The sequence below is a fragment of the Pseudolabrys sp. FHR47 genome (assembly GCF_005153485.1).
Taxonomy (GTDB): Bacteria; Pseudomonadota; Alphaproteobacteria; order Rhizobiales; family Xanthobacteraceae; genus Pseudolabrys.
This window is the reverse complement of record NZ_CP039740.1, coordinates 2,125,652-2,144,615: the sequence shown is the minus strand read 5'-3', so window position 1 is coordinate 2,144,615 and position 18,964 is coordinate 2,125,652. Positions and strand designations below refer to the sequence as shown.

Genomic DNA, 18,964 nt, shown 5'->3' with positions numbered 1-18,964 from the left:
TTCAGGTTCGATTATTTGACGTTGTTGATCGCCGAGAAAATCTTGTCGGCGCCGATTTCCTTGGCATAGGCCTCCATCACCGGGTCGACGAGCTTCTTCATGGCTTCGCGATCCTTGAAGGGGACGCGCTTGAGCTTGCCCGCCTTTTCCAGCGCCTCAAGCTTCTGGCCGTCTTCAGAGGATTCGATCTGGCGGCCATAGGCACCCGCTTCCTTGCCGGCCTTGATGATCGCGTCCTGCAGGTCCTTCGGCAGGCTCTTGAACGTCTTGGCCGAGAAGCAGATCGGGCGGATCGTGATGGCGTGTTCGGTCATCGCCAGGTTGGGGGCGACTTCGTAGAATTTCATCGCCTCGACGCCCGCCGCTTCGTTTTCGCCGGCCGAGATCACGTTGTTCTGGATCGCGTTGTAGACTTCGTTATAGGCAATGACCGTCGGCGACATGCCAACCGCCGCGAAAGTCTTGCTCCAGATCGGCGCGCCCTGCACGCGCACCTTGAGCCCCTTGATCTCGGCGAGACTTCCCATCGGCTTATTGATGAAGATGTTGCGCACGCCGCCGCCGGCATAGCCGATCAGCATGACCTCGGCCTTTTCGTTGATCTCATCGGCCACGGGCTTGAGCAGGTCGGCGTCGAGCACCTTGTTCCAGTGCGCGAGGTCGCGGAACAGGAACGGCGCATCGATGAAGGGCGCGGCCTTGGAGAAGGTCGACATATGCGCCGGCGACACGATGGCGTAGTCGACCGCCTTGCCCTGCGCCATGTACTCGAAATACTGCTTCTCGAGGCCGAGCGACGAATTCTTGTGCAGCACGAAGTTGATCGGCTTGCCGTAGTATTTCTTCACCAGTTCCTCGAACTTCACCAGCGCCTTGGTGAAAGCGTGGTCGTCGTTGAACTGGACGGCGCCGTTGAGGGTGATGACTTGCTGAGCCTGGACGGGCTGGGCGGCGCTGACGGCCAGTGACACGCAGAGTGCGGCAATGCCTGCGAAGAATCGCATGGTTTTCCTCCCCGTTGAGGGCGGTCAGTTGTGCCTGCCGCCGTTGTTATGCGCAGTCATGGTACCGGAATTTAATGTTGTTACAAGTTGTCCAGAACCAATCTCGGGGCGGTGCGCAACGGCATGTTTCGTCAAGACCTTTTGGATATCATCAGCTTAGCGGATGTTGCTCGTGTTGCGCCGCATTAGCGCCCAACGACCAAGCTTCCAAAAGTAACGTCGGACGGTTACACGTCGACACACGGCCCCGTAGCTCAGTTGGATAGAGCATCAGCCTTCTAAGCTGAGGGTCGCTGGTTCGAATCCAGCCGGGGTCGCCATATTCGCACCGTCGCGCAGCTTCATTTTACCGCGCCTCCGGGGAAATGTGGGGCACGCGCTTTTGCGCACGCCCTACAATAGCGATCCATTTTTACAACCTAAATTTAACCCGTCTGGTTCACTGATACCTTCTACTCCTGCTTCCGTTGTGCGCTGCATTTCCATTTTCACGCGAGCCGTCGATGCCCAAGACGCCCGCCAGCACCCGTGGTGACACGCCATTGGCCTCGCCGCCTCTGGCGCCGTGCGGCGCGCCCTGTTGCTTTGTCGTCGACGAAGAACCGAGCATCCGCCACTTCCTGTCGCTGGTTCTGCATGGCGCCGGCGTCGACACGATGGATTTCGCGGACGGCACCTTGATGCGGCAGGCGCTGGCGCAACGCATTCCCGATCTCATCTTTCTCAACATCGCGCTGGATTCTCGCGACGCCATCGAAACCGTGGTCACACTCGGCTGCCATTCATACGCCGGCGCGGTTCAGCTCATGAGCGCGCGCGGCGGTGCCGTCCTTGAGCACGTGCGCAAGATCGGGGTCGAGCAGAACCTCAATATGCTGCCGGTGCTGAAGAAGCCGTTCGAGACGGACCTCGTCGTGCGGACTCTGGATGCGCTCAGGCTCGGCACCATCAAAGTGTCGGCGTCGCAGATCGACCTTAGCGAGGCGATCGATTCAGGCTGGGTCGAATTCTGGTTTCAGCCGAAGATCGACCTGCGCAAAAGGCAATTGGCGGGTGCCGAAACCTATGCACGCGCTCGCCATCCAACGACCGGCGTCGCCCTGCCCGGCTCCTTCATGCCGAACGCTGACCTGGCCAGTGTCATCCGATTGTCCGAGATGGCACTGCTGAGCGCGCTCAGGACGGCGCAAAGTTTCGCCCGGCTCGGTCTCAATCTGCCGGTGACCGTCAACATCCCGGTGGCAGCGCTGGAGAAGCTCGCCGTTGAAGACATTGTCCGCGCAAACCGGCCGAGAATCCCGAAATGGGCGGGTCTCATCATCGACGTCCCGGAGGAGCAGATCATCGCAGATCTGTCGCTGGCCGGATTACTGGCGGAGCGCCTGCAACGATGCAGCGCTCGCCTGGCGATCGACGACTTCGGCCGCGGCATGTCCTCGCTGGCCAAGCTCGGCAAGATGCCATTCGCCGAACTCAAGCTCGACCGCTCGTTCGTGAGCGATTGCGGCACCGACAAGTTCAATGCGCCGCTATGCAAGACGGTGATCGACCTCGCCCACAACTACGGTCAGGTCGCGGTCGCCATCGGCATCGAGAAGGCGGCCGACATGACGGCGCTCACCAGTATGGGGTGCGATTACGGCCAGGGATTTCTGCTCGGCCAGCCAATGCCGGAAGACCGCTTCATCTCGCTGCTACGCCAGCGAACCGCGAGCCGCAAACAGGGCGCATCGGCCGTTTGAACGCGCGCGGCGCGCCCGGAGTGACTAAGCTCAGTGCGTCCAGGCGTCGCGGCGCTTGAAGGCGAAATTGTCCGAATAGGAAATCGTCCGCCGCGGCGACGGTTTGGCCTCGAACACCTGGTAAGGGATGCCGTTGCGCTCGCAATAGGCAACTGCCTCCGCTTCCGTATCGAAACGCAGCTTAAGCTGCTGGCGCGTGTCGCCCGAGGAGGTCCAGCCCATCAGCGGCTCCACGGTACGCGGCTCAGCGAGATCGTACTCCACAACCCACTTCCGGGTGTTGGCGACGCCGGACTGCATGGCGGTTTTGGACGGACGGTAAATGCGCGCGGTCATGGGTTTCGCACCTGTCTGGCGAACGGCTGGGTCGCGATTCCGTATAAGGCGCCGCCGCGAGACTGGCAACGCACCCCTGCAACAGGCTCCCAAACCGTGACGGTTTCGGATCAGGCGCGGTACCCGGCAGGCGAAACCTGGGCGCGCACCGTCCGTGGCCGGCCGCGCGGCCGCCGGGCAGGAACCGGCTCTTCAAGCGTCGTCGAACGGACGACCACTCGGAAACCGCCATCGGCCAGATCCTCAAACTCGATGCCCTGCTCGCGCCACAGCATCGCGAGCGCCGCAACCGTGGCGCGGCGCGGCTCGGTGCCGCCCTGCTCGAGTTTGTGTATGGAACGCTGTGTCATGCCGATGCGTGCTGCCAGTTCGCTCTGGCTCAAGCCGGTCACCGCGCGCGCCATGCGCACCTTTGCGGCAAAGGCCAGCCGCTCCATCCGCATCAGATGGGCGATATCGAAAGGACGATCAGGCGCGTGACGAGCCGGCATGGGCTTTCTCGATACGCACGCGACCCACGAGGGGGCCGAACTCGTTAGCAAAAAGCCCCCGGCGATTTCTCGCCGGGGGCCTTTAGTCACACTATCCGATCAGGGATAGAAGTTGCGCTGGGCGCGGAACATGCCCGACCACCAGCTGTTGTCGCCGATCGTCGCGCCGGTGAACGCGGTGTTCTGCACCTGGTACATAACTTCGACGCTCAGGTCGAGGTTGGTGACCGGGGTCCAGACGGTGCGCGAACCGACCTGCCAGTACGACCAGTTGGCCGACGAGCCAACGGTGGTGCCGGCCGCAGCGAGCTGCAGCGAAGTGCTGGCGGCAGTCGAGTACTCGAGCTTGCCGTAAGCGCCGTACAGCGAGGTCTTCCAGCCGGGGACCCAGTTGTGCTCCAGGCCGCCGGTGATCGACCAGCCGGTCGTCAGGTCAGCCGTGGTGCCGGTGCCGGTGAGCACCGAATCCCAAGCCGGGCCGTACGAGATCGTGCCGCCGCGCTGGGTGGTCTGCGCCTGAGCGAGGCCCGAACCGACATAGTCGATCGCGCCGACGCCGTAGGTGAACTGACCGATGATGTAGTCGCCCTTGCCGAGCATCGGCAGGTTGACCTTCAGACCGGCGCCGAACGCCCAGCCGGCTTCATCGCTCGGGTTACCGACAACACCGTAGTTGACCTGGTGGTAGGCACCCATGATCTGGGCCGAACCCCAAGCCTGGTCGATGCGCAGGTTACCGACGATGTCGGGCATCGACTGACCGGCCGCGGTGTTCGAAGCACCCGCGATGGTCGCAACGCCGACGCGACGGCCGTTGTTGTTTTCAGCCGCGATCGAGGCCGACAGACCGTTACCGAGCTGAGCGGTGTAGGCCCAGACTTCGATACCGTTGCCGCCCTGCGCCGAACCCCAGACGTTCGACTGGTTCGAATAGCCCATGCCATCGAAGTCGAAGAACGAACCGGTACGGCCCATGGTGAAGCCAGCGAACTGGATGAACGCCGCCGGCGAGTACAGACGGTCATACGCGGTCGCGCCGGTGCCGTTGGTGACGGCGCCCTGACCGATCGAGTTGTCCGACGTGGCGGCGAGGTAGGCATAGCCACGCAGGGTGCCGTAGGCGGTCTGCGAACGGGCATCGGCCGTGATGCCGGCGCGGGTACGCCAGGCCTGGGTGTTGGTCGAACGAGCATCCCAGTTGATGAACGACGGAGCGAACGAGCCGCCGGCGCCGAAGTTCACTTCGGCGCGCGCGAAGCCGCCGACCTTGATGCAGGTATCCGTGCCCGGCATGTAGTAGAAGCCAGCTCCGTAGAGCGAGCAAATCTTCACGTACTGGACCGGTTTGGCCTTGACGGGAAGATCGGCCGCCTGCGCGCCGGCAGTAGCGACGAGACCCGCCGCGGTGCCGAGCAGAAGGCTTTTCACCATCTTCATATTGAACCTCCAAAAGACTGTTTATCGTGAGAGGGTTCGGTATCCAGTCCAGTGCGACAGCACGTGATGGAACTTCCCCTTTTGCTCCCCGCAACCCGGTAAACTTCTCGGTCCAGCCAATCAGCCCGCTACAAGTTATCAGTGGGCCGTTCTTCTGAAGCGATCCGTCGACCCGGAAAGCACGACATGGGGATGCCCCCCTCCGTCGCAGTTCGAACATATCCGAAGCCCCCCTCCACGCAATGAAGAAGCGCCTCGCACACAGCCTCTGGCGGTGCTTTTCAAAGGAGGTGTTGCGCAAAAAACACGCACTTTGAAACCGGCCCAAACAACTGTCGGCCCACCACCGGATATTTATAAAATACTAACGAAAACAATACGTTAAAAATGGCAGCGTTCGAGCTGCCAGCGCCCCCCTTGCAGCCTGAAATTGTTCGCCGGCCATCATGGCAACCGCCGTCCTCCGTTCTGGGAAACGCCGTCGTGGCCGGCTTCACCGTCCGAATTGACGGCCAACCGAGCCGGCGATTCGTAAGGAACTGACCGGATTTGACACAATGTCTGCACGCATGCGGCGGCCCCGAATCCACAGGAAACCGCAGTTCCGGACGAAGCGTTTCGATGAGACGGGGGCCGACTGCCGTGCGGCCGCGGGCAAGGCTGGCGGAGCCGGAGGGATTCGAACCCATAGGCCCGGCTACGCCGGGCCGTTTCCCAGCGCGAGGCGCCGCGCCAAAGCGCGTCGCCGCGCGCGTAAAATCGAGGGTTCGAATTGCTGGTCGTTGAAAAGCTGGCGGAGCCGGAGGGATTCGAACCCTCGATACGCCTTTACAAGCGTATAACGGTTTAGCAAACCGCCGCCTTCAGCCACTCGGCCACAGCTCCGACGGGCACTGGCGTACAGAACCGGGCCTGACCCGTCAATTCGCGTATGTCGTCCGACGCCGGATATCGGCGGTGGCGAGAATATTGATACAAGCCACATATCCATCCGGACGTCCGGCGCGTTATGTCCGCAGCCTGGGCGCCACGCGCCGCCGCCGCACAAGGAGTACAGTTCGATGCGACAGAAAACGCCCCGTCTCGCTTTGTCGCTGCCGCCGGCGGCCATCGCCGTGACGCTGGTCCTTGGTTTCACCTTTAACCCGCAGGCAATCGGCGCGGCCCAGGCCGGTATCGAATATCCATGGTGCGCCGTGTACAGCGAGTCCACCGTCGGGGCGACGAATTGCGGCTTCTCCACCCTCGCCCAATGCCGCGCCACGATCAGCGGCGTCGGCGGCGCCTGCATGCCCAATCCCGCTTATGTCGGCCCCGCTCCACGGCCTCAGCCGAAACGCCACAGCCAGCCCCGCTAAGCGCACCCCGACATCGGATTGACAAAGCCGCCTGCTTCCGCGATCCCCGGCCCATCCGGCGTTCGCTTTGAGCGCCATGGCCAAGCCTGACGAGCGTGTGTTGCGACCATCCGGTTTCGATCTAGGGCAAACGCTTCAGGAAGCCCTTCGCCTGCACGGCGCCGGCCGCCTGCGCGAGGCGGAAAAGCTCTATACACGGGCACTCAAGGCGGCCCCCGATAATTTCGACGCACTGAACCTGCTCGGCGCACTCAAGGCCCAGTCGGGTCAGATGGGCGAAGCGCTGCGGCTCCTCACCAGCGCCGTGAAAATCAATCCGCGCGTTCCCGACGCCCTGTTCAATCTCGCCAACGTCCTGCATGCGCTCAAGCGCGATGCCGAGGCGCTCGATTGTCTCGACAAGGCGCTGGCGCTCAACCCGGCCGATCCGCAAACGCTGCTCAACCGTGCCTCGGCGCTGCTGAGTATGAAGCGGCCGCAGGAGGCGCTCGCCAATCTCGACGCCGTGCTCGCCAGCCAGCCGCGCAATGCCGCGGCGCTGCTCAGTCGCGGCGTCGCCAGAGCCGGGCTTGGCCGCCATACCGAGGCGCTCGACGATTTCAACGCCGTCATCGCCTCCGCTCCCGGGAATCCAAGCGCGCTCTACAATCGCGGCAACACGCTGCTGCAGCTCGGCAAGCCGGCGGAAGCGCTGACCGACTTCGACCGCGCCCTTGCTGCGTTACCGGAGCATCGCCTCGCCTGGAACAACCGCGGCCGTGCGCTCGAAATGCTCAACCGGCACGACGACGCGGCCGCCAGCTTCGGCAAGGCTATCGCGCTGGACAAGGATTACGCCGACGCGCACTTCAATCTGGCGCTGACGCTATTAGCGCTCGGAAAACTGGACCAAGGATTTGCCGAATACGAATGGCGCTGGAAGCGCACCGGCGTGACCGACCGGCGCCGCGATTATCGGCGTCCGCTCTGGCTCGGCGACTTTCCGCTCGGCCGCAAGACTATCCTGCTTTACGCCGAACAGGGCCTCGGCGACTCCATCCAGTTCGCGCGCTACGCCCCGATGCTGGCGAATGCAGGTGCGCGCGTCGTTCTCGAAGTACAGCCCGAGCTGAAAGCACTGCTCGGCGGCCTTCCCGGCATTGCATCCTGCCATGCGCGCGGCGAAGCCCTCCCCGCTTACGATTTTCAATGCCCGCTCGGCAGTTTGCCGCTCGCCCTGAAGGCGACGTCTGGCAATGTTCCGGCCCCGATCCCTTATGTCACGGCGGATGCCGCGCGCATCGACAAGTGGCGTCCGGTGATCGAGGCATTGCCGGGCAAGCGTGTGGCGCTGGCCTGGGCCGGCCACGTCCATCATATCAATGATGCCAATCGCTCGATCGCGCTCGCAGCGCTCGAGCCGCTATTGGCGCAGGATGGCGTGTCGTTCGTCAGCATTCAGCACGAACTGCGCGCAAACGATGCGGAGATGCTGGCGCGCCACGGCAATGTGACGCATCTGGGCGGGCAGTTCGCCGACATGGCGGACACCGCCGCGATGATGCCGCTCGTGGATCTGGTGATCGCGGTCGACACCTCGGTCGCGCATCTAGCCGCCGCGATGGGCCGGCCGACCTGGGTGCTATTGCCGTTCACGCCGGACTGGCGCTGGACGCTCACCGGCGAGCGCAGCCCGTGGTACCCGCAGGCGCGCCTGTTCCGTCAGCCCGCGATCGGCGACTGGGCCAGCGTCGTCGCGAACCTGCGCGACGCCCTCGCCGCCGACATCAAACTTTAGGCAGCGATACGAACCGGCTCGGCCGGCGCGGGCTGATTGCGCTTGAGCCAATCGCGCGCGGCGCGCTGGGCGCGGCCGATGTCGCTGTCGCTCATCTGCTCGGCGATCTCACGGCGCACCTGCGCGGCCTCACAATGCCCGCGCATCGCCGCGATGTTGAACCACTTGTGCGCCTCAATCAGGTCGACCGGCACGCCGGCACCCGACGAATACGCCATGCCGAGTTCGAAACAGGCCTCCGCATCGGAAGGCTCCCGGCACTCGGCGACCACCGCAAGATTGATCATCTTCTGCTCCCGTTACGCTGGCGGCCCCGGTATTCCGGGTGCCGCGTTTGACGTCCCTGTGTTGAGGCGATCTTCGGGAGAAAATTTGAATGGCACTTTAAGCAATTGGCTGAATCAATCGTGAAATTTTCATGGCCGATTTTAGCCGGGGCGCTGAAAAAGCCCTTGTTTTAAAGGCGTTACGGAGCGGCCGGTGCGTCCTGTTACAGACTGCTAACTGAGTTGATTGGGATGCAGGTAACCAATTTCCAATGTAACGGTTATATGACAAACGGGCTGGCGCCGGGCTTTGAAGGTCCCGCCACCCGACGACGAGACGCAAATTCGAAGGTTCTCAATGCAGTTTTCAAACGTGAAAACGGCCGCGATGGCGGCGGCCGTGCTCCTAACCTCTTCGCTCATCGCAGGCGCCCAGGCGGCAACGCCGGCGGCCGGCACCTGGCTCTCGGCCGACGGCGGTACCAAGGTCCGCGTGTCGGAATGCGGCGACAACAAACTGTGCGGCAAGGTCGTCTGGCTCAATGAGCCGGTCGATCCCGAGACCGGCAAGCCGAAGACCGACAAGCGCAATGCCGATCCGGCCAAGCGTTCGCGGCCGCTGATCGGCGTGCCGGTGGTCAACGGCATGGCGCCGACCGGCGACAACAAATGGTCCGGCAAGATCTACAACGCCGACGACGGCAAGACCTACGACGCGCATGTCACGCTGGTGAGCGAGAATGCCATGCAGGTGCAGGGCTGCGTGCTCGGCATCTTGTGCAAGAGCCAGACCTGGAAGCGCGCCGACTGACCGATCGAGTCCGGAAGTGGATGAGAAAGCCGGCTGCGATGCGGCCGGCTTTTTTCGTTTGCAAAGATGGTAACGAGCCCTGCCTTCAGCGCGCGCGCTGACCGAACAGCACGGCCTGAACTTTCGGGTCCTTCATGTCGACGCCCTGCCGCCACGACTGGCCCAGCGCCAGAGCGCGTTTGACCGCCGGGCGTGTCTTCATTCGCGCCAGCCAGCGCTTGAGGTGCGGAAACTGCTCGATGTCCTGGCCCTGCCTCTGCCAGCCATTGACCCAGCCGACCAGCGCCATGTCGGCGATCGAATAGCGGCCAGCAATGAAGTCGCGGCCGACAAGCCGCTTGTTCATCACGCCGTAGAGCCGGTTCAGCTCATCGACAAAACGCGCGATCGCATACGGAATGTGCTCGCGGGCATAGCTTTTGAAGTGATGCACCTGCCCCGCCATCGGACCGACGCCGCCGACCTGCCAGAACAGCCATTGATCAACCTCGACGCGGCCGCGTTCGTCCTTGGGATAGAACTTGCCGGTCTTGCGCGCGAGATATTGAAGGATGGCACCAGACTCGAAGATCGAAATCGGCCGCTTGCCGGGCCCGTTCGGATCGACCAGCGCCGGGATGCGATTGTTCGGCGAAATCTTCAGAAAGGCGGGATCGAACTGCTCGCCCTTGGCGATGTTCACCGGCTTGACGGTGTAGGGCAACCGGCACTCCTCGAGCATGATGACGATCTTCTGGCCGTTCGGCGTCGGCCAGTAATAAAGCTCGATTGGCTTGGGACCATTGGGCCCCTTCGCACCCTTGACCGCTGCCGATGACCTTGCCGCGGCGAAACGTGCCGAGGTCGATTTGGGCGGGGCCGCCTTGGCATTGCTTCCGCGCTTCAACGTGCGATGCGCCATACGAACGGTCCCCCCGAAATCAAGTCTGCCTCATCCACTCTCAGACCGCGGGCCGAGGACCGCAACAGTCAGACACATATCTCCCCTGCCACAGCCGCAAGCGAACGCTGCGACTATGGACGGACACAACTTTTGTTGGATAGAATACCTCCGCAGGTTGAAACTTGGCGCATCGACAAGCGGCCGTACCGGGCGCTTATGCGACCGAGCCTGGCCAAGGCGGGGGGATCGATGTTCAACGCAAAACGAATGACTGCCACGAGGACACCCATCGCGACACCGGTCTTGCGGGTCGCTTTCGCTACGCTGCTCGCCGGGATGATCGCGGCGCCGTGGCCGGCGTTCGCGCAATCGTCGACGCCGGCGCCGGGCTCGAGCACAGCCGCGACACCGAAACCCAAGCGCACGCCGACGCCCGGCCAGATCGCCGCGCGCGAACGGCAGAAGAAGTGTGCCGCCGAGTGGAAGGTGGCGAAGGACGCCGGCAAGATCGAAAAGGGAATGAAGTGGCCGCAGTTCTGGAGCGCGTGCAACAAGCGGCTGAAGGGCGCATCGGCCTGATCGGAAAAGCCCGCGCGATAACTCAGGCCGAAAGCTGAAACCGGAAACGGTCTCCACAAACTCGGAGGGCGTCGGTGAGACTTTTAGTCTCCCCGACGCCCTCTGATGTCATCGGAACCGGGTGCATGAGACAAACGACTGCTTGCGTATCGTACCTGATGCACACCGGCCCCCTATGACGCGGTCCGCGGCGCGTGCGCCGAGGACCGAGAAGAGGCGCTAGACCTAGAGCTTCTTCTTCTTCTTCTTGGCCTTCTTCGCCGTCTTCACTGCTTTCTTCTTACGTTTAGCCATTTGCTGCCCTCCTAGCCATTTAGAATGGCGGGTGTCGCATAAGTGCGGTCGGGGATCGACCTGCACCACAATTGGTTTACACCAGCGCAAGAAAAAAAACAGTGACTCGTTGCTTTCATGTGCGTAAGCGGCGCGACGACGTTGCCTTCTAGCGTAATCGCACAGCAAAGACGCAACGCAACGCAGCCGACATCGCTTGCCTTGCTTTTCATTGCCAGCATCAACGAGAGAATTCAAAAAAGCGCGGTGACATAAGCATTTTTTGCATGCCGCCAATGCGCTGCGAATCTGATCAACGCACGTATTCCCCGGCCTTTCCCACCGTCTGCAGCGCACGTCTTCGGCTGTTCGGAAGGCATCGGCACACTGTGAAAAAAATTTACGCGGAAATCGTCGCGCAATGGTGTCGACAAGCCGAAATCGATCAAAAACGAGCGAATCGGGGGCGAGTGATTCGCCGGCGATGCGCGTCATCAGTCAGCTCGTCGCGAGACGATGACACCTTCGGACATGGTTCGAGACCTTCGAGCGGCGCGTTGATGCACCGCATCACCGGCGCGGCGACGCGTCGAACGTAAACCGCGCGTTACGTCGCGCGCCTTACAAACCGAGCTTCGATTTTAGGAGGTCGTTAACCGCCTGAGGGCTCGCCTTGCCCCCGGACGCCTTCATCACCTGGCCGACGAACCACATCATCGCCTTCGGATTGGCTTTGGCCTGCTCCACCTTGTCCGGATTCTTGGCAATGAGGTCGTCGACAATACCGCCGATGGCGCCAAGGTCGGTGACTTGCGCCATGCCGCGCGACTTCACCAGTTCGCGCGGGTCGCCGCCTTCGGTCCAGAGTATCTCGAACAGGTCCTTGGCGATCTTGCCGGAGATGGTCTTGTCGCCGATCAGGTCGATGACGCCGCCGAGTTGCGCCGCCGAAACCGGCGACGAAGCGATGGCGAGGCCCTCCTTGTTCAGCCGCCCGGATAGTTCGTTGATCACCCAGTTGGCTGCCAGCTTGGCATCGCGCCCCTTTGCAACGGTCTCGAAATAGTCGGCGATTTCACGCTCGGCGACGAGATGGCTCGCGTCATAGCCCGACAGGCCAAGGTCCCGGATGAAGCGCGCCTTTTTCTCGTCCGGCAATTCGGGCAGCGCCACCTTCAACCCGTCGACCATCTCGGCGCTGAGTTCGAGCGGCAGCAGGTCCGGGTCCGGGAAGTAGCGGTAGTCGTGGGCCTCTTCCTTCGACCGCATCGAGCGCGTTTCGCCCTTCCCCGGGTCGAACAGCCGCGTCTCCTGGTCGATGGTGCCGCCGTCCTCGATGATCTCGATCTGCCGACGCGCCTCGTGCTCGATCGCCTGGCCGATGAAGCGGATCGAGTTCATGTTCTTGATCTCGCAGCGCGTGCCGAACTCGTCGCCGGGACGCCGAACCGAGACGTTAACGTCGGCGCGCAGGCTCCCCTTCTCCATGTCGCCGTCGCAGGTACCGAGATAGCGCAGGATGGAGCGCAGCTTGGTGAGGAAGGCCATGGCCTCATCGGACGAGCGCAGGTCGGGTTTCGACACGATCTCCATCAGCGCGACGCCGGAGCGGTTGAGATCGACGGCCGACATCGACGGATGCCGGTCGTGGACACTCTTGCCGGCGTCCTGTTCCAGATGCAGACGTTCAATGCCGACGGATACGGCCTCGCCGTTGTCGAGATCGACCACGACCTCGCCTTCGCCGACCACCGGCTGCTTGTACTGGCTGATCTGGTAGCCCTGCGGCAGGTCCGGGTAGAAATAGTTCTTGCGGTCGAATACCGAGCGCAGATTGATCTTCGCCTTGAGGCCGAGGCCGGTGCGCACCGCCTGGCGGACGCACTCCTCATTGATCACCGGCAGCATCCCGGGCATGGCGGCGTCGACCAGCGACACATGGCTGTTCGGCGCGCCGCCGAATTCGGTCGAGGCGCCGGAGAACAGCTTGGACTTGGAGGTCACCTGGGCATGGACTTCCATGCCGATGACCACTTCCCAGTCGCCGGTTGCGCCTTTGATGAGCTTGGAGGGCTTGTGCTGCACGTTCATGGCCCTACCCGTACCCCCCGCGCGCGGACGGGGCAAGATGGCGCCTGCGACGGGCCTAAAAGTCGAGTTCGCGGCCGAGAACCTGCTCGACCGTATCGAGGCTGTCGGTGAACCCCCGATACACCACGACCTTGCCGTTCCGGAAGCGATAGAAGTTGCCGGTCCGGATGTGAATGGTGCGACCGGTTGTCCGTTGCAACAACTGCCCGGAGCCGAGGGTCGAAGCCCAGTCGCCGTCGGCGATCAGCGTTTCGTTCTGATATTCCATCAAGCGATAGTTTTCAAAAAGCACGTCGAAGCCCTTGGCGACCTCGGCCCGGCCGCGGCGGAAACCGGCGAACGGAAATACCGTCGCGGGAGCGAGGAACAGCCAGTCAACGTCCTGGTCATAGCAGGCGATGAGGCGGTCGCGGTCACCACTGACAAAGGCGGCCAGAAGATCGGCCAGGGCTTCCCGAGTTTGTTCCGTCTTCTGCAGCGTCACTTCCGAATGCTGGAGCGGCATTGCAATTGGCCCTTCTTCCAGTTCATTCATAGCTTACAGCGCCGTCGAATGGCCGCCACACCGTTTTACACTCGTTTTACGTGTAATAAGCTCCTGCTTCGCGCCGCGTTCGTGACCGCCCGTCAAAGGTCGAATCGGGATTCTCCGGACTACGGATCGATCTCGCGTCCGAGCACCTGCTCCGCCCAGTCGAAACTGTCGGTGAAGCCGCGATATCCCACGAGTCTGCCGTCGCGAAAACGAAAGAAGCTGGCCAGCTTCGCCGTGATGACCCGTCCCGTCGACCGCTGAATGAGGCGGATATCGGTGATCGATGCCGCCCGATGGCCATCGACCACCGTCAGCGACACATCGTGACCTGCAATGCTGTAGGACTGGTAGAGCAGCAACAGGCCCGTGAGCACCGCGCTCTTGCCCTGCTTCAGGCCCGCGAACGGAAAGATCGACGTCGGCGCGTAGAGCAGCCATTGGATGTCGTCATCGTAGCGCGCCGCCAGACGCTCATGGTCGCCGCACTGGAATGCATCGATCATGTCTTCGAGCGCAGCGCGCGTCATCTCGGTCGGCATCACATCGTCCCGCCGCAGGTTCCCTCGGGTATCGGCGGCATACCGTCTCGAGCCCATGACTGGAAGTCGGCGGGAACCGATGGCGCCGCCCAATTGCTGCCGAGGTTAATGATGGCAGCCGCGCGAGCGCAGCGACGAGACGAAGTAACCACGTTTGTTTGGAGCAACGGCGTCGGGATGGAGCGCGTCGAAGGCCGCCAGAGCATGATACCGAAAAGTGGAAACCGGTTTTCGGAAAAGATCATGCTCAAACAAAAAGCTAGACCATGATCGGATTTGATCCAGATGGATCATGGTCTAGGGCGTTATGACACGACCGAATACCTGCTCCGCTGCATCGAAGCTATCGATGAAGCCGCGGTAGGCCACCACCTTGCCGTCGCGCACCTGGTTGAAGCTGGCCGCGCGGCATCGAATGGTCCGGCCCGTCATGCGTTGCGTAATGGTCACGTCGGCGACAGCCGCCGCCCAGTCGCCTTCGGCAATGACATCGTCGAGTTCGTAGTGATCGAACCGGTACTGCAAACTGATGTTCAGCAGCATCCGGAACACCGCGCCTTTGCCGCGCCGGTGTCCGCCGACCGGAAAGATCGTCGGCGACGCGTGCATCAACCACTCGACGTCGCGGTCGTAAAGCGTTGCCATGCGGAAATAGTCGGACCGCCGGAACGCGTCATGGATTTCCATGACGATCGGGTAGGCCGGACCGCGACCGGACACGAGGCGTCACCACCACGGCTGCGCGACGAAGCGGCCTGCCGCCTGCTCGATCACCTCGCCGAGCGAGAACAGGGTCTCTTCATCGAACGGCCGGCCGATGAGTTGCAGGCCGAGCGGCAGCCCCTGCGCGTCGTTGCCGGCCGGAACAGCGATGCCCGGCAGGCCCGCCATGTTCACCGTCACCGTGAAGATGTCGTTGAGATACATCTCGACCGGATCGGCGCCACCTTTCTCGCCGACGCCGAACGATGCTGACGGCGTCGCCGGCGTCAGCATCGCATGGATGCCCTGATCGAAGCATTGCTCGAAGTCGCGCTTGATCAGCGTGCGCACTTTCTGCGCCCGCAGGTAATAGGCGTCGTAATATCCGGCCGACAGCACGTAGGTGCCGATCATGACGCGGCGGCGCACCTCGTCGCCGAAGCCTTCGGCGCGGGTCTGCTCGTACATATCGATGATGTCGCGACCCGGCACGCGCAGGCCGTAGCGCACGCCGTCGTAGCGCGCGAGGTTCGACGAGGCTTCCGCGGGAGCGACGATGTAATAGGCCGGCAGCGCGTATTTGGTATGCGGCAGCGACACGTCGACCAGTTCGGCGCCGGCGGCTTTCAGCCATTCGCAGCCCTGTTGCCAGATCTTCTCGATCTCGGCCGGCATGCCGTCGAGGCGATACTCTTTCGGAATGCCGATCTTGAGCCCCTTCACCGACCGGCCGACCGCGGCCTCGTAATCCGGCACCGGAATATCGGCGCAGGTCGTGTCCTTCGGATCGGGGCCGGCCATCGAGCGCAGCATGATCGCCGCATCGCGCACGGTCTTCGCCATCGGGCCCGCCTGATCGAGCGACGAGGCGAAGGCGACGATGCCCCAGCGCGAGCAGCGGCCATAGGTCGGCTTGATGCCCACGGTGCCGGTGAAGGCTGCGGGCTGGCGGATCGAGCCGCCGGTGTCGGTCGCGGTGGCGCCCAGACAAAGCTGCGCGGCGACGGCCGAGGCCGAACCGCCCGACGAGCCGCCCGGCACCAAAGGCGTATTCGAGCCTTTCCGCCGCCACGGCGATTGCACCGGGCCGAAATACGACGTCTCGTTCGACGAGCCCATGGCGAACTCGTCATTGTTGGTCTTGCCGAGCATCACCGCGCCGTCACGCCAGAGCTGCGACGTCACCGTGGACTCATAGGTCGGCACAAAGTTGTCGAGGATGTGCGAGCACGCCGTGGTGCGAACGCCCTTGGTGCAGAACAGGTCCTTGATGGCGAGCGGAATGCCCTCGAGCGGACCGGCCTCACCCTTCGCGATACGCGCATCGGACGCCTTCGCCATCTGCGTGGCGATCTCCGGCGTCTCCAGCACGAAGGCGTTGAGCGAACGCGCCTTCTCGATGGCGGTCAAATGCGCGGCGGTCAGCTCAGCGGAGCTTAAGTCTTTCTTGCGCAGCCGATCGCGCGCTTCGGTCAGCGTCAGTGTGGTGAGTTCGGTCATTGCGGGCTGTCGCACTCGAAATTCTTAAGTTTCAACGCCGCGATCTCGGCGGGCGAACGCTGGCGGATGATGTAGCTGCCGTCGGGCTGCGGATCGCGATAGAGTTCGCCAGGCAGCGGCAGGCCCATGGCGCGCAGGTCGTCAGCCGTATGGCCGTCGGGCAGCTTGCCGGCCGAGATGACATTGATCATCTCCCAGCGCGCCTCAAGTTCACCCTGCTCGCAGGCCAGGCACATTTACTCGATCACTTTCGGAACCATGTAGAAATTGTCTTCGCTCTTCGGCGCGTTCGACAGCACGGCATCGGGATCGTTGCCGTCCGTGACTTTGTCTTTGCGTTGGCGCATCACCATCGGCGTGACCGATGTCATCGGCTCGACGCCCTCGACATCGACCTCGCCGAGTTGCTCGACGAAAGCCAGGATGGCGTTGAGTTCACCTTGCAGATGCTCCACCTCGTCGTCCTTGACCGCAATGCGGGCGAGACGGGCGATGCGGCGGACGGTGTCGGCGTCGACGGACATTGAAATCTCAGCGGTTTTCAGGCTTCGGGACGGTCCGAAGCAGCCCCGCGCGTATAGCAGACGGCCGGAATTGGCGGCAACCGGCCCGGCAGGAGTCGCCAGCGCGACGCTGCCGGATTAATGGGTTCTAGCGCCTTGTTTCGCAAGGAAAAAGGCTGCTCGTGCGGATGGAACGAACCGCCTTTTCTTGCTATATGTCTCTTATGAAACGCGCCGACGCAATCGCTAGGCTGAAAGCAACCGAGCCTGCCCTGCGGGCCGTCGGCGTTGCCGGACTTTATCTGTTCGGCTCGCACGCCCGCGATGAGGCTGACGCCGGGTCCGATGTGGATGTGTTCGTTGATCCGGCTGCCGACCGGGAGTTCGGCTTCCTGAATTTTATGGACGCTTACGAAACTCTGCAAAAGGCCATCGGCGAAAATATCGATTACGGCACGCGGAGCGGGCTGCATCCTCTGCTCCGGCCGGATATCGAACGTGATGCCATCAAGATATTCTGATGGCCGAGCGGTCCTTTCTGGTTCGGCTCAGCGATATACGCGGTGAAATCGCCGGCATCCGCGACCTCGTCAAGAACGCGACGCCGGAAAAGTTCGCCGCAAGCTGGGCAATGATGCGGGCCACTCAGCATGCCCTTCTGATCATCGCCGAAGCCGCAAAGCACATTCCGGCTGAGCACAAGGCCGCGTATCCCAAGGTACCGTGGCAGAAGATCCACGGATTGGGAAACCTGCTGCGTCATGAGTACCGCAGGATCGATCCGGCCATTCTTTGGTCGATTGTCCAGGATCATCTCGCCGACCTGGACGAAGCGGCAGAAAAGATACTGGCATCGGCCGGCGAGCGCTAAACCGTCAGCCGCGCTGGTTCTCGACCACGGTCCAGCCCAGCGCCTTGAGTTGCTTCTTGGCCAGCGGCGTCGCCGTCCCGGTGATGCGGATTTCGCCCTGCGACTTCGCGACCAACTCGTTGCGCGCCTTGGTGAAAGCCTCGAGGCGCGCCGCCGTGTCCGGCGTCCACGACAGCGCATCGAGCGGCGCCACTGTAACGAAGCGGCCATCCTTCGCCACCAGGAACGGCAGGCCGCCGAGCGTGATGACGTGCCGGTAGCCGGGATGACGCTTGTATTCGGCGGCCAGCAATTCGGCCTGGCGGCGCATGAAATAGGCATTGGCGCGCTCGTCGGCGGCGGCCGCCGCGTCGAAGAACACCGCCCGCCCCTGCACCGTCTTCATGGCGTCGATGGCCGCGACCATCGCTGCCATATCGATCGGCGTGTAGTTGCGGTTGGCGAGCAGGCTTTCGGTGATCTCCTTCGAGACATCCATCTCGAGCAGTTTCTTGCGATTGAGGTCGAGGATCTGCGCCGCGGTGTATTCGCGCGCCAGATCCTGGATGGAGATGTCGTTCAGCTTGTTCGCCGTCGACAGGTTGGACACGACGATGCCGGCAGCGCCCGGCACCGCCAGCAGCGCGCCGCGCACGGCGAGGCCGCCCAGCGCCGCCGCTTCTGCCAATTGCTTGAGCTTGGCGTCCAGTGGCGGATAGTCCGTATAGGGGTCGACACCGTAGGTCGCGGCGAGCGCACGGCGTTCCTCGGTCACGCCGAGCAAGCTCGCCAGCGCATTGTCCTGCGTCTTGCCGGCATTGCTGATACCCGAGCCGATGCGGTTGAACATACCGCCAATGCCCGACAGCGTGCTCTGGATGGTGCCGACGGGATTGGTGATCAGGCGCCCGGTATATTTGAGCGGACTCAAACCGGCATTGGCGAGCGAGGTCGCAAAGGTGTTCGAACTGGACACCTGCTCGAGAAGCGCCAGCGCGCGCAGTTCGTTGATGCGCATCTGCGCCATCTGGTCGCCGGGCGCGACCGTTTCGCCATAGGGCGTGTCGAGATTGTAGACGCGCAACAAGCCGTCGCTGCGTACCGGCGAGCGCACGGTGTAGTTATCGCCAGTCGGGACGATGCCTTTGATCTGCGCCGCATTGAAAGACGGCGGCGCCTCATAGGTCTGGGCGACGGCGGCGGAGGGCAGCGCCAGCACGAGCGGCAAGGCCAGACGGCAAAGCCGTCGCGCGACAATCATCTCTTTCCTCCCCATGGTACCCGAAT

22 protein-coding genes and 2 tRNA genes are annotated in these 18,964 nt (G+C 62.8%); 8 read left to right on the top strand and 16 right to left on the bottom strand.

Translation table 11 applies throughout. The features are described from left to right. Positions 1-11: 11 nt before the first annotated feature. The gene (locus E8Q40_RS10605) at positions 12-1,004 is read right to left on the bottom strand and encodes a TRAP transporter substrate-binding protein (RefSeq protein WP_137044450.1); all 993 of its coding nucleotides are present in this window, start codon (positions 1,002-1,004) and stop codon (positions 12-14) included. 243 nt (positions 1,005-1,247) lie between these two features. Between E8Q40_RS10605 and E8Q40_RS10600 the strand changes: the two genes are divergently transcribed. Together E8Q40_RS10600 and E8Q40_RS10595 are read left to right on the top strand one after the other, a co-directional pair. After that, a tRNA-Arg gene (locus E8Q40_RS10600) sits at positions 1,248-1,324 on the top strand. Positions 1,325-1,507: 183 nt separating this feature from the next. Then, entirely contained in the window at positions 1,508-2,746 is a 1,239-nt protein-coding gene (locus E8Q40_RS10595; protein WP_137044448.1) for an EAL domain-containing protein, read from the top strand. Positions 2,747-2,776: 30 nt separating this feature from the next. On the opposite strand, the gene E8Q40_RS10590 is transcribed toward E8Q40_RS10595, so the two are convergent. The 4 genes from E8Q40_RS10590 to E8Q40_RS10575 all read right to left on the bottom strand — a co-directional run bounded on the left by E8Q40_RS10590 (position 2,777) and on the right by E8Q40_RS10575 (position 5,895). Further along, a complete protein-coding gene (locus E8Q40_RS10590) occupies positions 2,777-3,082 on the bottom strand; it encodes an ETC complex I subunit (protein WP_137044447.1) in 306 nt (101 codons plus the stop codon). A gap of 110 nt (positions 3,083-3,192) precedes the next feature. Continuing rightward, positions 3,193-3,573 (bottom strand): helix-turn-helix domain-containing protein, encoded by a 381-nt coding sequence (locus E8Q40_RS10585; RefSeq protein WP_137044445.1) that lies wholly within the window; start codon positions 3,571-3,573, stop codon positions 3,193-3,195. Positions 3,574-3,672: 99 nt separating this feature from the next. Beyond that, positions 3,673-5,010, bottom strand: a complete 1,338-nt coding sequence (locus tag E8Q40_RS10580) for a porin (RefSeq protein ID WP_137044443.1) — start codon at positions 5,008-5,010, stop codon at positions 3,673-3,675. Positions 5,011-5,801: 791 nt separating this feature from the next. Next, a tRNA-Ser gene (locus E8Q40_RS10575) sits at positions 5,802-5,895 on the bottom strand. A 176-nt stretch (positions 5,896-6,071) separates the two neighbouring features. Here E8Q40_RS10575 and E8Q40_RS10570 point away from each other — a divergent pair. After that, the gene (locus E8Q40_RS10570; protein WP_137044441.1) at positions 6,072-6,368 is read left to right on the top strand and encodes a DUF3551 domain-containing protein; all 297 of its coding nucleotides are present in this window, start codon (positions 6,072-6,074) and stop codon (positions 6,366-6,368) included. 76 nt (positions 6,369-6,444) lie between these two features. Then, positions 6,445-8,145, top strand: coding sequence for a tetratricopeptide repeat protein (locus tag E8Q40_RS10565; protein WP_137044440.1), 1,701 nt, complete (start codon positions 6,445-6,447; stop codon positions 8,143-8,145). On the opposite strand, the gene E8Q40_RS10560 is transcribed toward E8Q40_RS10565, so the two are convergent. Next, complete coding sequence (locus E8Q40_RS10560; protein WP_137044438.1) at positions 8,142-8,432, bottom strand: SEL1-like repeat protein; 291 nt, start codon at positions 8,430-8,432, stop codon at positions 8,142-8,144. The two genes, E8Q40_RS10565 and E8Q40_RS10560, sit on opposite strands and share 4 nt — an antisense overlap. A 337-nt stretch (positions 8,433-8,769) precedes the next feature. Here E8Q40_RS10560 and E8Q40_RS10555 point away from each other — a divergent pair, with 337 nt between their 5' ends. Beyond that, positions 8,770-9,222, top strand: coding sequence for a DUF2147 domain-containing protein (locus E8Q40_RS10555; RefSeq protein ID WP_137044436.1), 453 nt, complete (start codon positions 8,770-8,772; stop codon positions 9,220-9,222). An 85-nt stretch (positions 9,223-9,307) separates the two neighbouring features. Here E8Q40_RS10555 and E8Q40_RS10550 read toward each other — a convergent pair whose 3' ends face one another. Next, entirely contained in the window at positions 9,308-10,123 is an 816-nt protein-coding gene (locus E8Q40_RS10550) for a glutathione S-transferase family protein (protein ID WP_137044434.1), read from the bottom strand. A gap of 249 nt (positions 10,124-10,372) precedes the next feature. Here E8Q40_RS10550 and E8Q40_RS10545 point away from each other — a divergent pair, with 249 nt between their 5' ends. Then, positions 10,373-10,684 carry a hypothetical protein gene (locus E8Q40_RS10545; RefSeq protein ID WP_137044432.1) on the top strand — a complete coding sequence of 104 codons (312 nt, stop codon included), beginning with the start codon at positions 10,373-10,375 and terminating at the stop codon, positions 10,682-10,684. 225 nt (positions 10,685-10,909) lie between these two features. On the opposite strand, the gene E8Q40_RS10540 is transcribed toward E8Q40_RS10545, so the two are convergent. The 8 genes from E8Q40_RS10540 to gatC form a co-directional block, all read right to left on the bottom strand. Beyond that, on the bottom strand, positions 10,910-11,452 hold the full coding sequence (locus E8Q40_RS10540; RefSeq protein WP_137044430.1) for a hypothetical protein: 543 nt from the start codon (positions 11,450-11,452) through the stop codon (positions 10,910-10,912). Between the two features lie 126 nt (positions 11,453-11,578). Then, a complete protein-coding gene (gene gatB, locus E8Q40_RS10535; protein WP_137044428.1) occupies positions 11,579-13,048 on the bottom strand; it encodes an Asp-tRNA(Asn)/Glu-tRNA(Gln) amidotransferase subunit GatB in 1,470 nt (489 codons plus the stop codon). Positions 13,049-13,103: 55 nt separating this feature from the next. Continuing rightward, entirely contained in the window at positions 13,104-13,583 is a 480-nt protein-coding gene (locus E8Q40_RS10530) for a nuclear transport factor 2 family protein (RefSeq protein WP_137044427.1), read from the bottom strand. 119 nt (positions 13,584-13,702) lie between these two features. Then, on the bottom strand, positions 13,703-14,122 hold the full coding sequence (locus tag E8Q40_RS10525; protein ID WP_168197799.1) for a nuclear transport factor 2 family protein: 420 nt from the start codon (positions 14,120-14,122) through the stop codon (positions 13,703-13,705). A 297-nt stretch (positions 14,123-14,419) separates the two neighbouring features. Continuing rightward, positions 14,420-14,809 carry a nuclear transport factor 2 family protein gene (locus tag E8Q40_RS10520; protein WP_137044424.1) on the bottom strand — a complete coding sequence of 130 codons (390 nt, stop codon included), beginning with the start codon at positions 14,807-14,809 and terminating at the stop codon, positions 14,420-14,422. A gap of 39 nt (positions 14,810-14,848) precedes the next feature. Then, positions 14,849-16,324, bottom strand: coding sequence for an Asp-tRNA(Asn)/Glu-tRNA(Gln) amidotransferase subunit GatA (gatA, locus tag E8Q40_RS10515; RefSeq protein ID WP_137044422.1), 1,476 nt, complete (start codon positions 16,322-16,324; stop codon positions 14,849-14,851). After that, positions 16,321-16,560, bottom strand: coding sequence for a hypothetical protein (locus tag E8Q40_RS10510; protein ID WP_137044421.1), 240 nt, complete (start codon positions 16,558-16,560; stop codon positions 16,321-16,323). Before E8Q40_RS10510 ends, gatA begins: the two co-directional genes overlap by 4 nt. Then, entirely contained in the window at positions 16,561-16,848 is a 288-nt protein-coding gene (gene gatC, locus E8Q40_RS10505) for an Asp-tRNA(Asn)/Glu-tRNA(Gln) amidotransferase subunit GatC (protein ID WP_137044419.1), read from the bottom strand. A 203-nt stretch (positions 16,849-17,051) separates the two neighbouring features. On the opposite strand from gatC, the gene E8Q40_RS10500 reads away from it, so the two are divergent. Then, the gene (locus E8Q40_RS10500; RefSeq protein WP_137044411.1) at positions 17,052-17,348 is read left to right on the top strand and encodes a nucleotidyltransferase family protein; all 297 of its coding nucleotides are present in this window, start codon (positions 17,052-17,054) and stop codon (positions 17,346-17,348) included. After that, complete coding sequence (locus tag E8Q40_RS10495; protein ID WP_137044410.1) at positions 17,348-17,698, top strand: DUF86 domain-containing protein; 351 nt, start codon at positions 17,348-17,350, stop codon at positions 17,696-17,698. The genes E8Q40_RS10500 and E8Q40_RS10495 overlap by 1 nt, the downstream gene beginning before the upstream one ends. Before the next feature lie 4 nt (positions 17,699-17,702). On the opposite strand, the gene E8Q40_RS10490 is transcribed toward E8Q40_RS10495, so the two are convergent. Next, positions 17,703-18,938: a hypothetical protein gene (locus tag E8Q40_RS10490; protein ID WP_137044408.1), complete on the bottom strand. Its 1,236-nt coding sequence runs from the start codon at positions 18,936-18,938 to the stop codon at positions 17,703-17,705. Between the last annotated feature and the right edge of the window lie 26 nt (positions 18,939-18,964).

What these genes read in the sequence shown, in the direction of transcription:
- E8Q40_RS10585 (WP_137044445.1), bottom strand. Translation starts at nt 3,573, where the DNA reads ATGCCGGCTCGTCACGCGCCTGATCGTCCTTTCGATATCGCCCATCTG.
- E8Q40_RS10570 (WP_137044441.1), top strand. Translation starts at nt 6,072, where the DNA reads ATGCGACAGAAAACGCCCCGTCTCGCTTTGTCGCTGCCGCCGGCGGCC.
- E8Q40_RS10595 (WP_137044448.1), top strand. Translation starts at nt 1,508, where the DNA reads ATGCCCAAGACGCCCGCCAGCACCCGTGGTGACACGCCATTGGCCTCG.
- E8Q40_RS10490 (WP_137044408.1), bottom strand. Translation starts at nt 18,938, where the DNA reads ATGATTGTCGCGCGACGGCTTTGCCGTCTGGCCTTGCCGCTCGTGCTG.
- E8Q40_RS10525 (WP_168197799.1), bottom strand. Translation starts at nt 14,122, where the DNA reads ATGCCGACCGAGATGACGCGCGCTGCGCTCGAAGACATGATCGATGCA.
- E8Q40_RS10565 (WP_137044440.1), top strand. Translation starts at nt 6,445, where the DNA reads ATGGCCAAGCCTGACGAGCGTGTGTTGCGACCATCCGGTTTCGATCTA.
- E8Q40_RS10605 (WP_137044450.1), bottom strand. Translation starts at nt 1,004, where the DNA reads ATGCGATTCTTCGCAGGCATTGCCGCACTCTGCGTGTCACTGGCCGTC.
- E8Q40_RS10500 (WP_137044411.1), top strand. Translation starts at nt 17,052, where the DNA reads ATGAAACGCGCCGACGCAATCGCTAGGCTGAAAGCAACCGAGCCTGCC.
- E8Q40_RS10540 (WP_137044430.1), bottom strand. Translation starts at nt 11,452, where the DNA reads ATGACGCGCATCGCCGGCGAATCACTCGCCCCCGATTCGCTCGTTTTT.
- E8Q40_RS10495 (WP_137044410.1), top strand. Translation starts at nt 17,348, where the DNA reads ATGGCCGAGCGGTCCTTTCTGGTTCGGCTCAGCGATATACGCGGTGAA.
- E8Q40_RS10550 (WP_137044434.1), bottom strand. Translation starts at nt 10,123, where the DNA reads ATGGCGCATCGCACGTTGAAGCGCGGAAGCAATGCCAAGGCGGCCCCG.
- gatC (WP_137044419.1), bottom strand. Translation starts at nt 16,848, where the DNA reads ATGTCCGTCGACGCCGACACCGTCCGCCGCATCGCCCGTCTCGCCCGC.
- E8Q40_RS10545 (WP_137044432.1), top strand. Translation starts at nt 10,373, where the DNA reads ATGACTGCCACGAGGACACCCATCGCGACACCGGTCTTGCGGGTCGCT.
- gatB (WP_137044428.1), bottom strand. Translation starts at nt 13,048, where the DNA reads ATGAACGTGCAGCACAAGCCCTCCAAGCTCATCAAAGGCGCAACCGGC.
- E8Q40_RS10560 (WP_137044438.1), bottom strand. Translation starts at nt 8,432, where the DNA reads ATGATCAATCTTGCGGTGGTCGCCGAGTGCCGGGAGCCTTCCGATGCG.
- E8Q40_RS10530 (WP_137044427.1), bottom strand. Translation starts at nt 13,583, where the DNA reads ATGAATGAACTGGAAGAAGGGCCAATTGCAATGCCGCTCCAGCATTCG.
- E8Q40_RS10555 (WP_137044436.1), top strand. Translation starts at nt 8,770, where the DNA reads ATGCAGTTTTCAAACGTGAAAACGGCCGCGATGGCGGCGGCCGTGCTC.
- E8Q40_RS10590 (WP_137044447.1), bottom strand. Translation starts at nt 3,082, where the DNA reads ATGACCGCGCGCATTTACCGTCCGTCCAAAACCGCCATGCAGTCCGGC.
- gatA (WP_137044422.1), bottom strand. Translation starts at nt 16,324, where the DNA reads ATGACCGAACTCACCACACTGACGCTGACCGAAGCGCGCGATCGGCTG.
- E8Q40_RS10520 (WP_137044424.1), bottom strand. Translation starts at nt 14,809, where the DNA reads ATGGAAATCCATGACGCGTTCCGGCGGTCCGACTATTTCCGCATGGCA.
- E8Q40_RS10580 (WP_137044443.1), bottom strand. Translation starts at nt 5,010, where the DNA reads ATGAAGATGGTGAAAAGCCTTCTGCTCGGCACCGCGGCGGGTCTCGTC.
- E8Q40_RS10510 (WP_137044421.1), bottom strand. Translation starts at nt 16,560, where the DNA reads ATGTGCCTGGCCTGCGAGCAGGGTGAACTTGAGGCGCGCTGGGAGATG.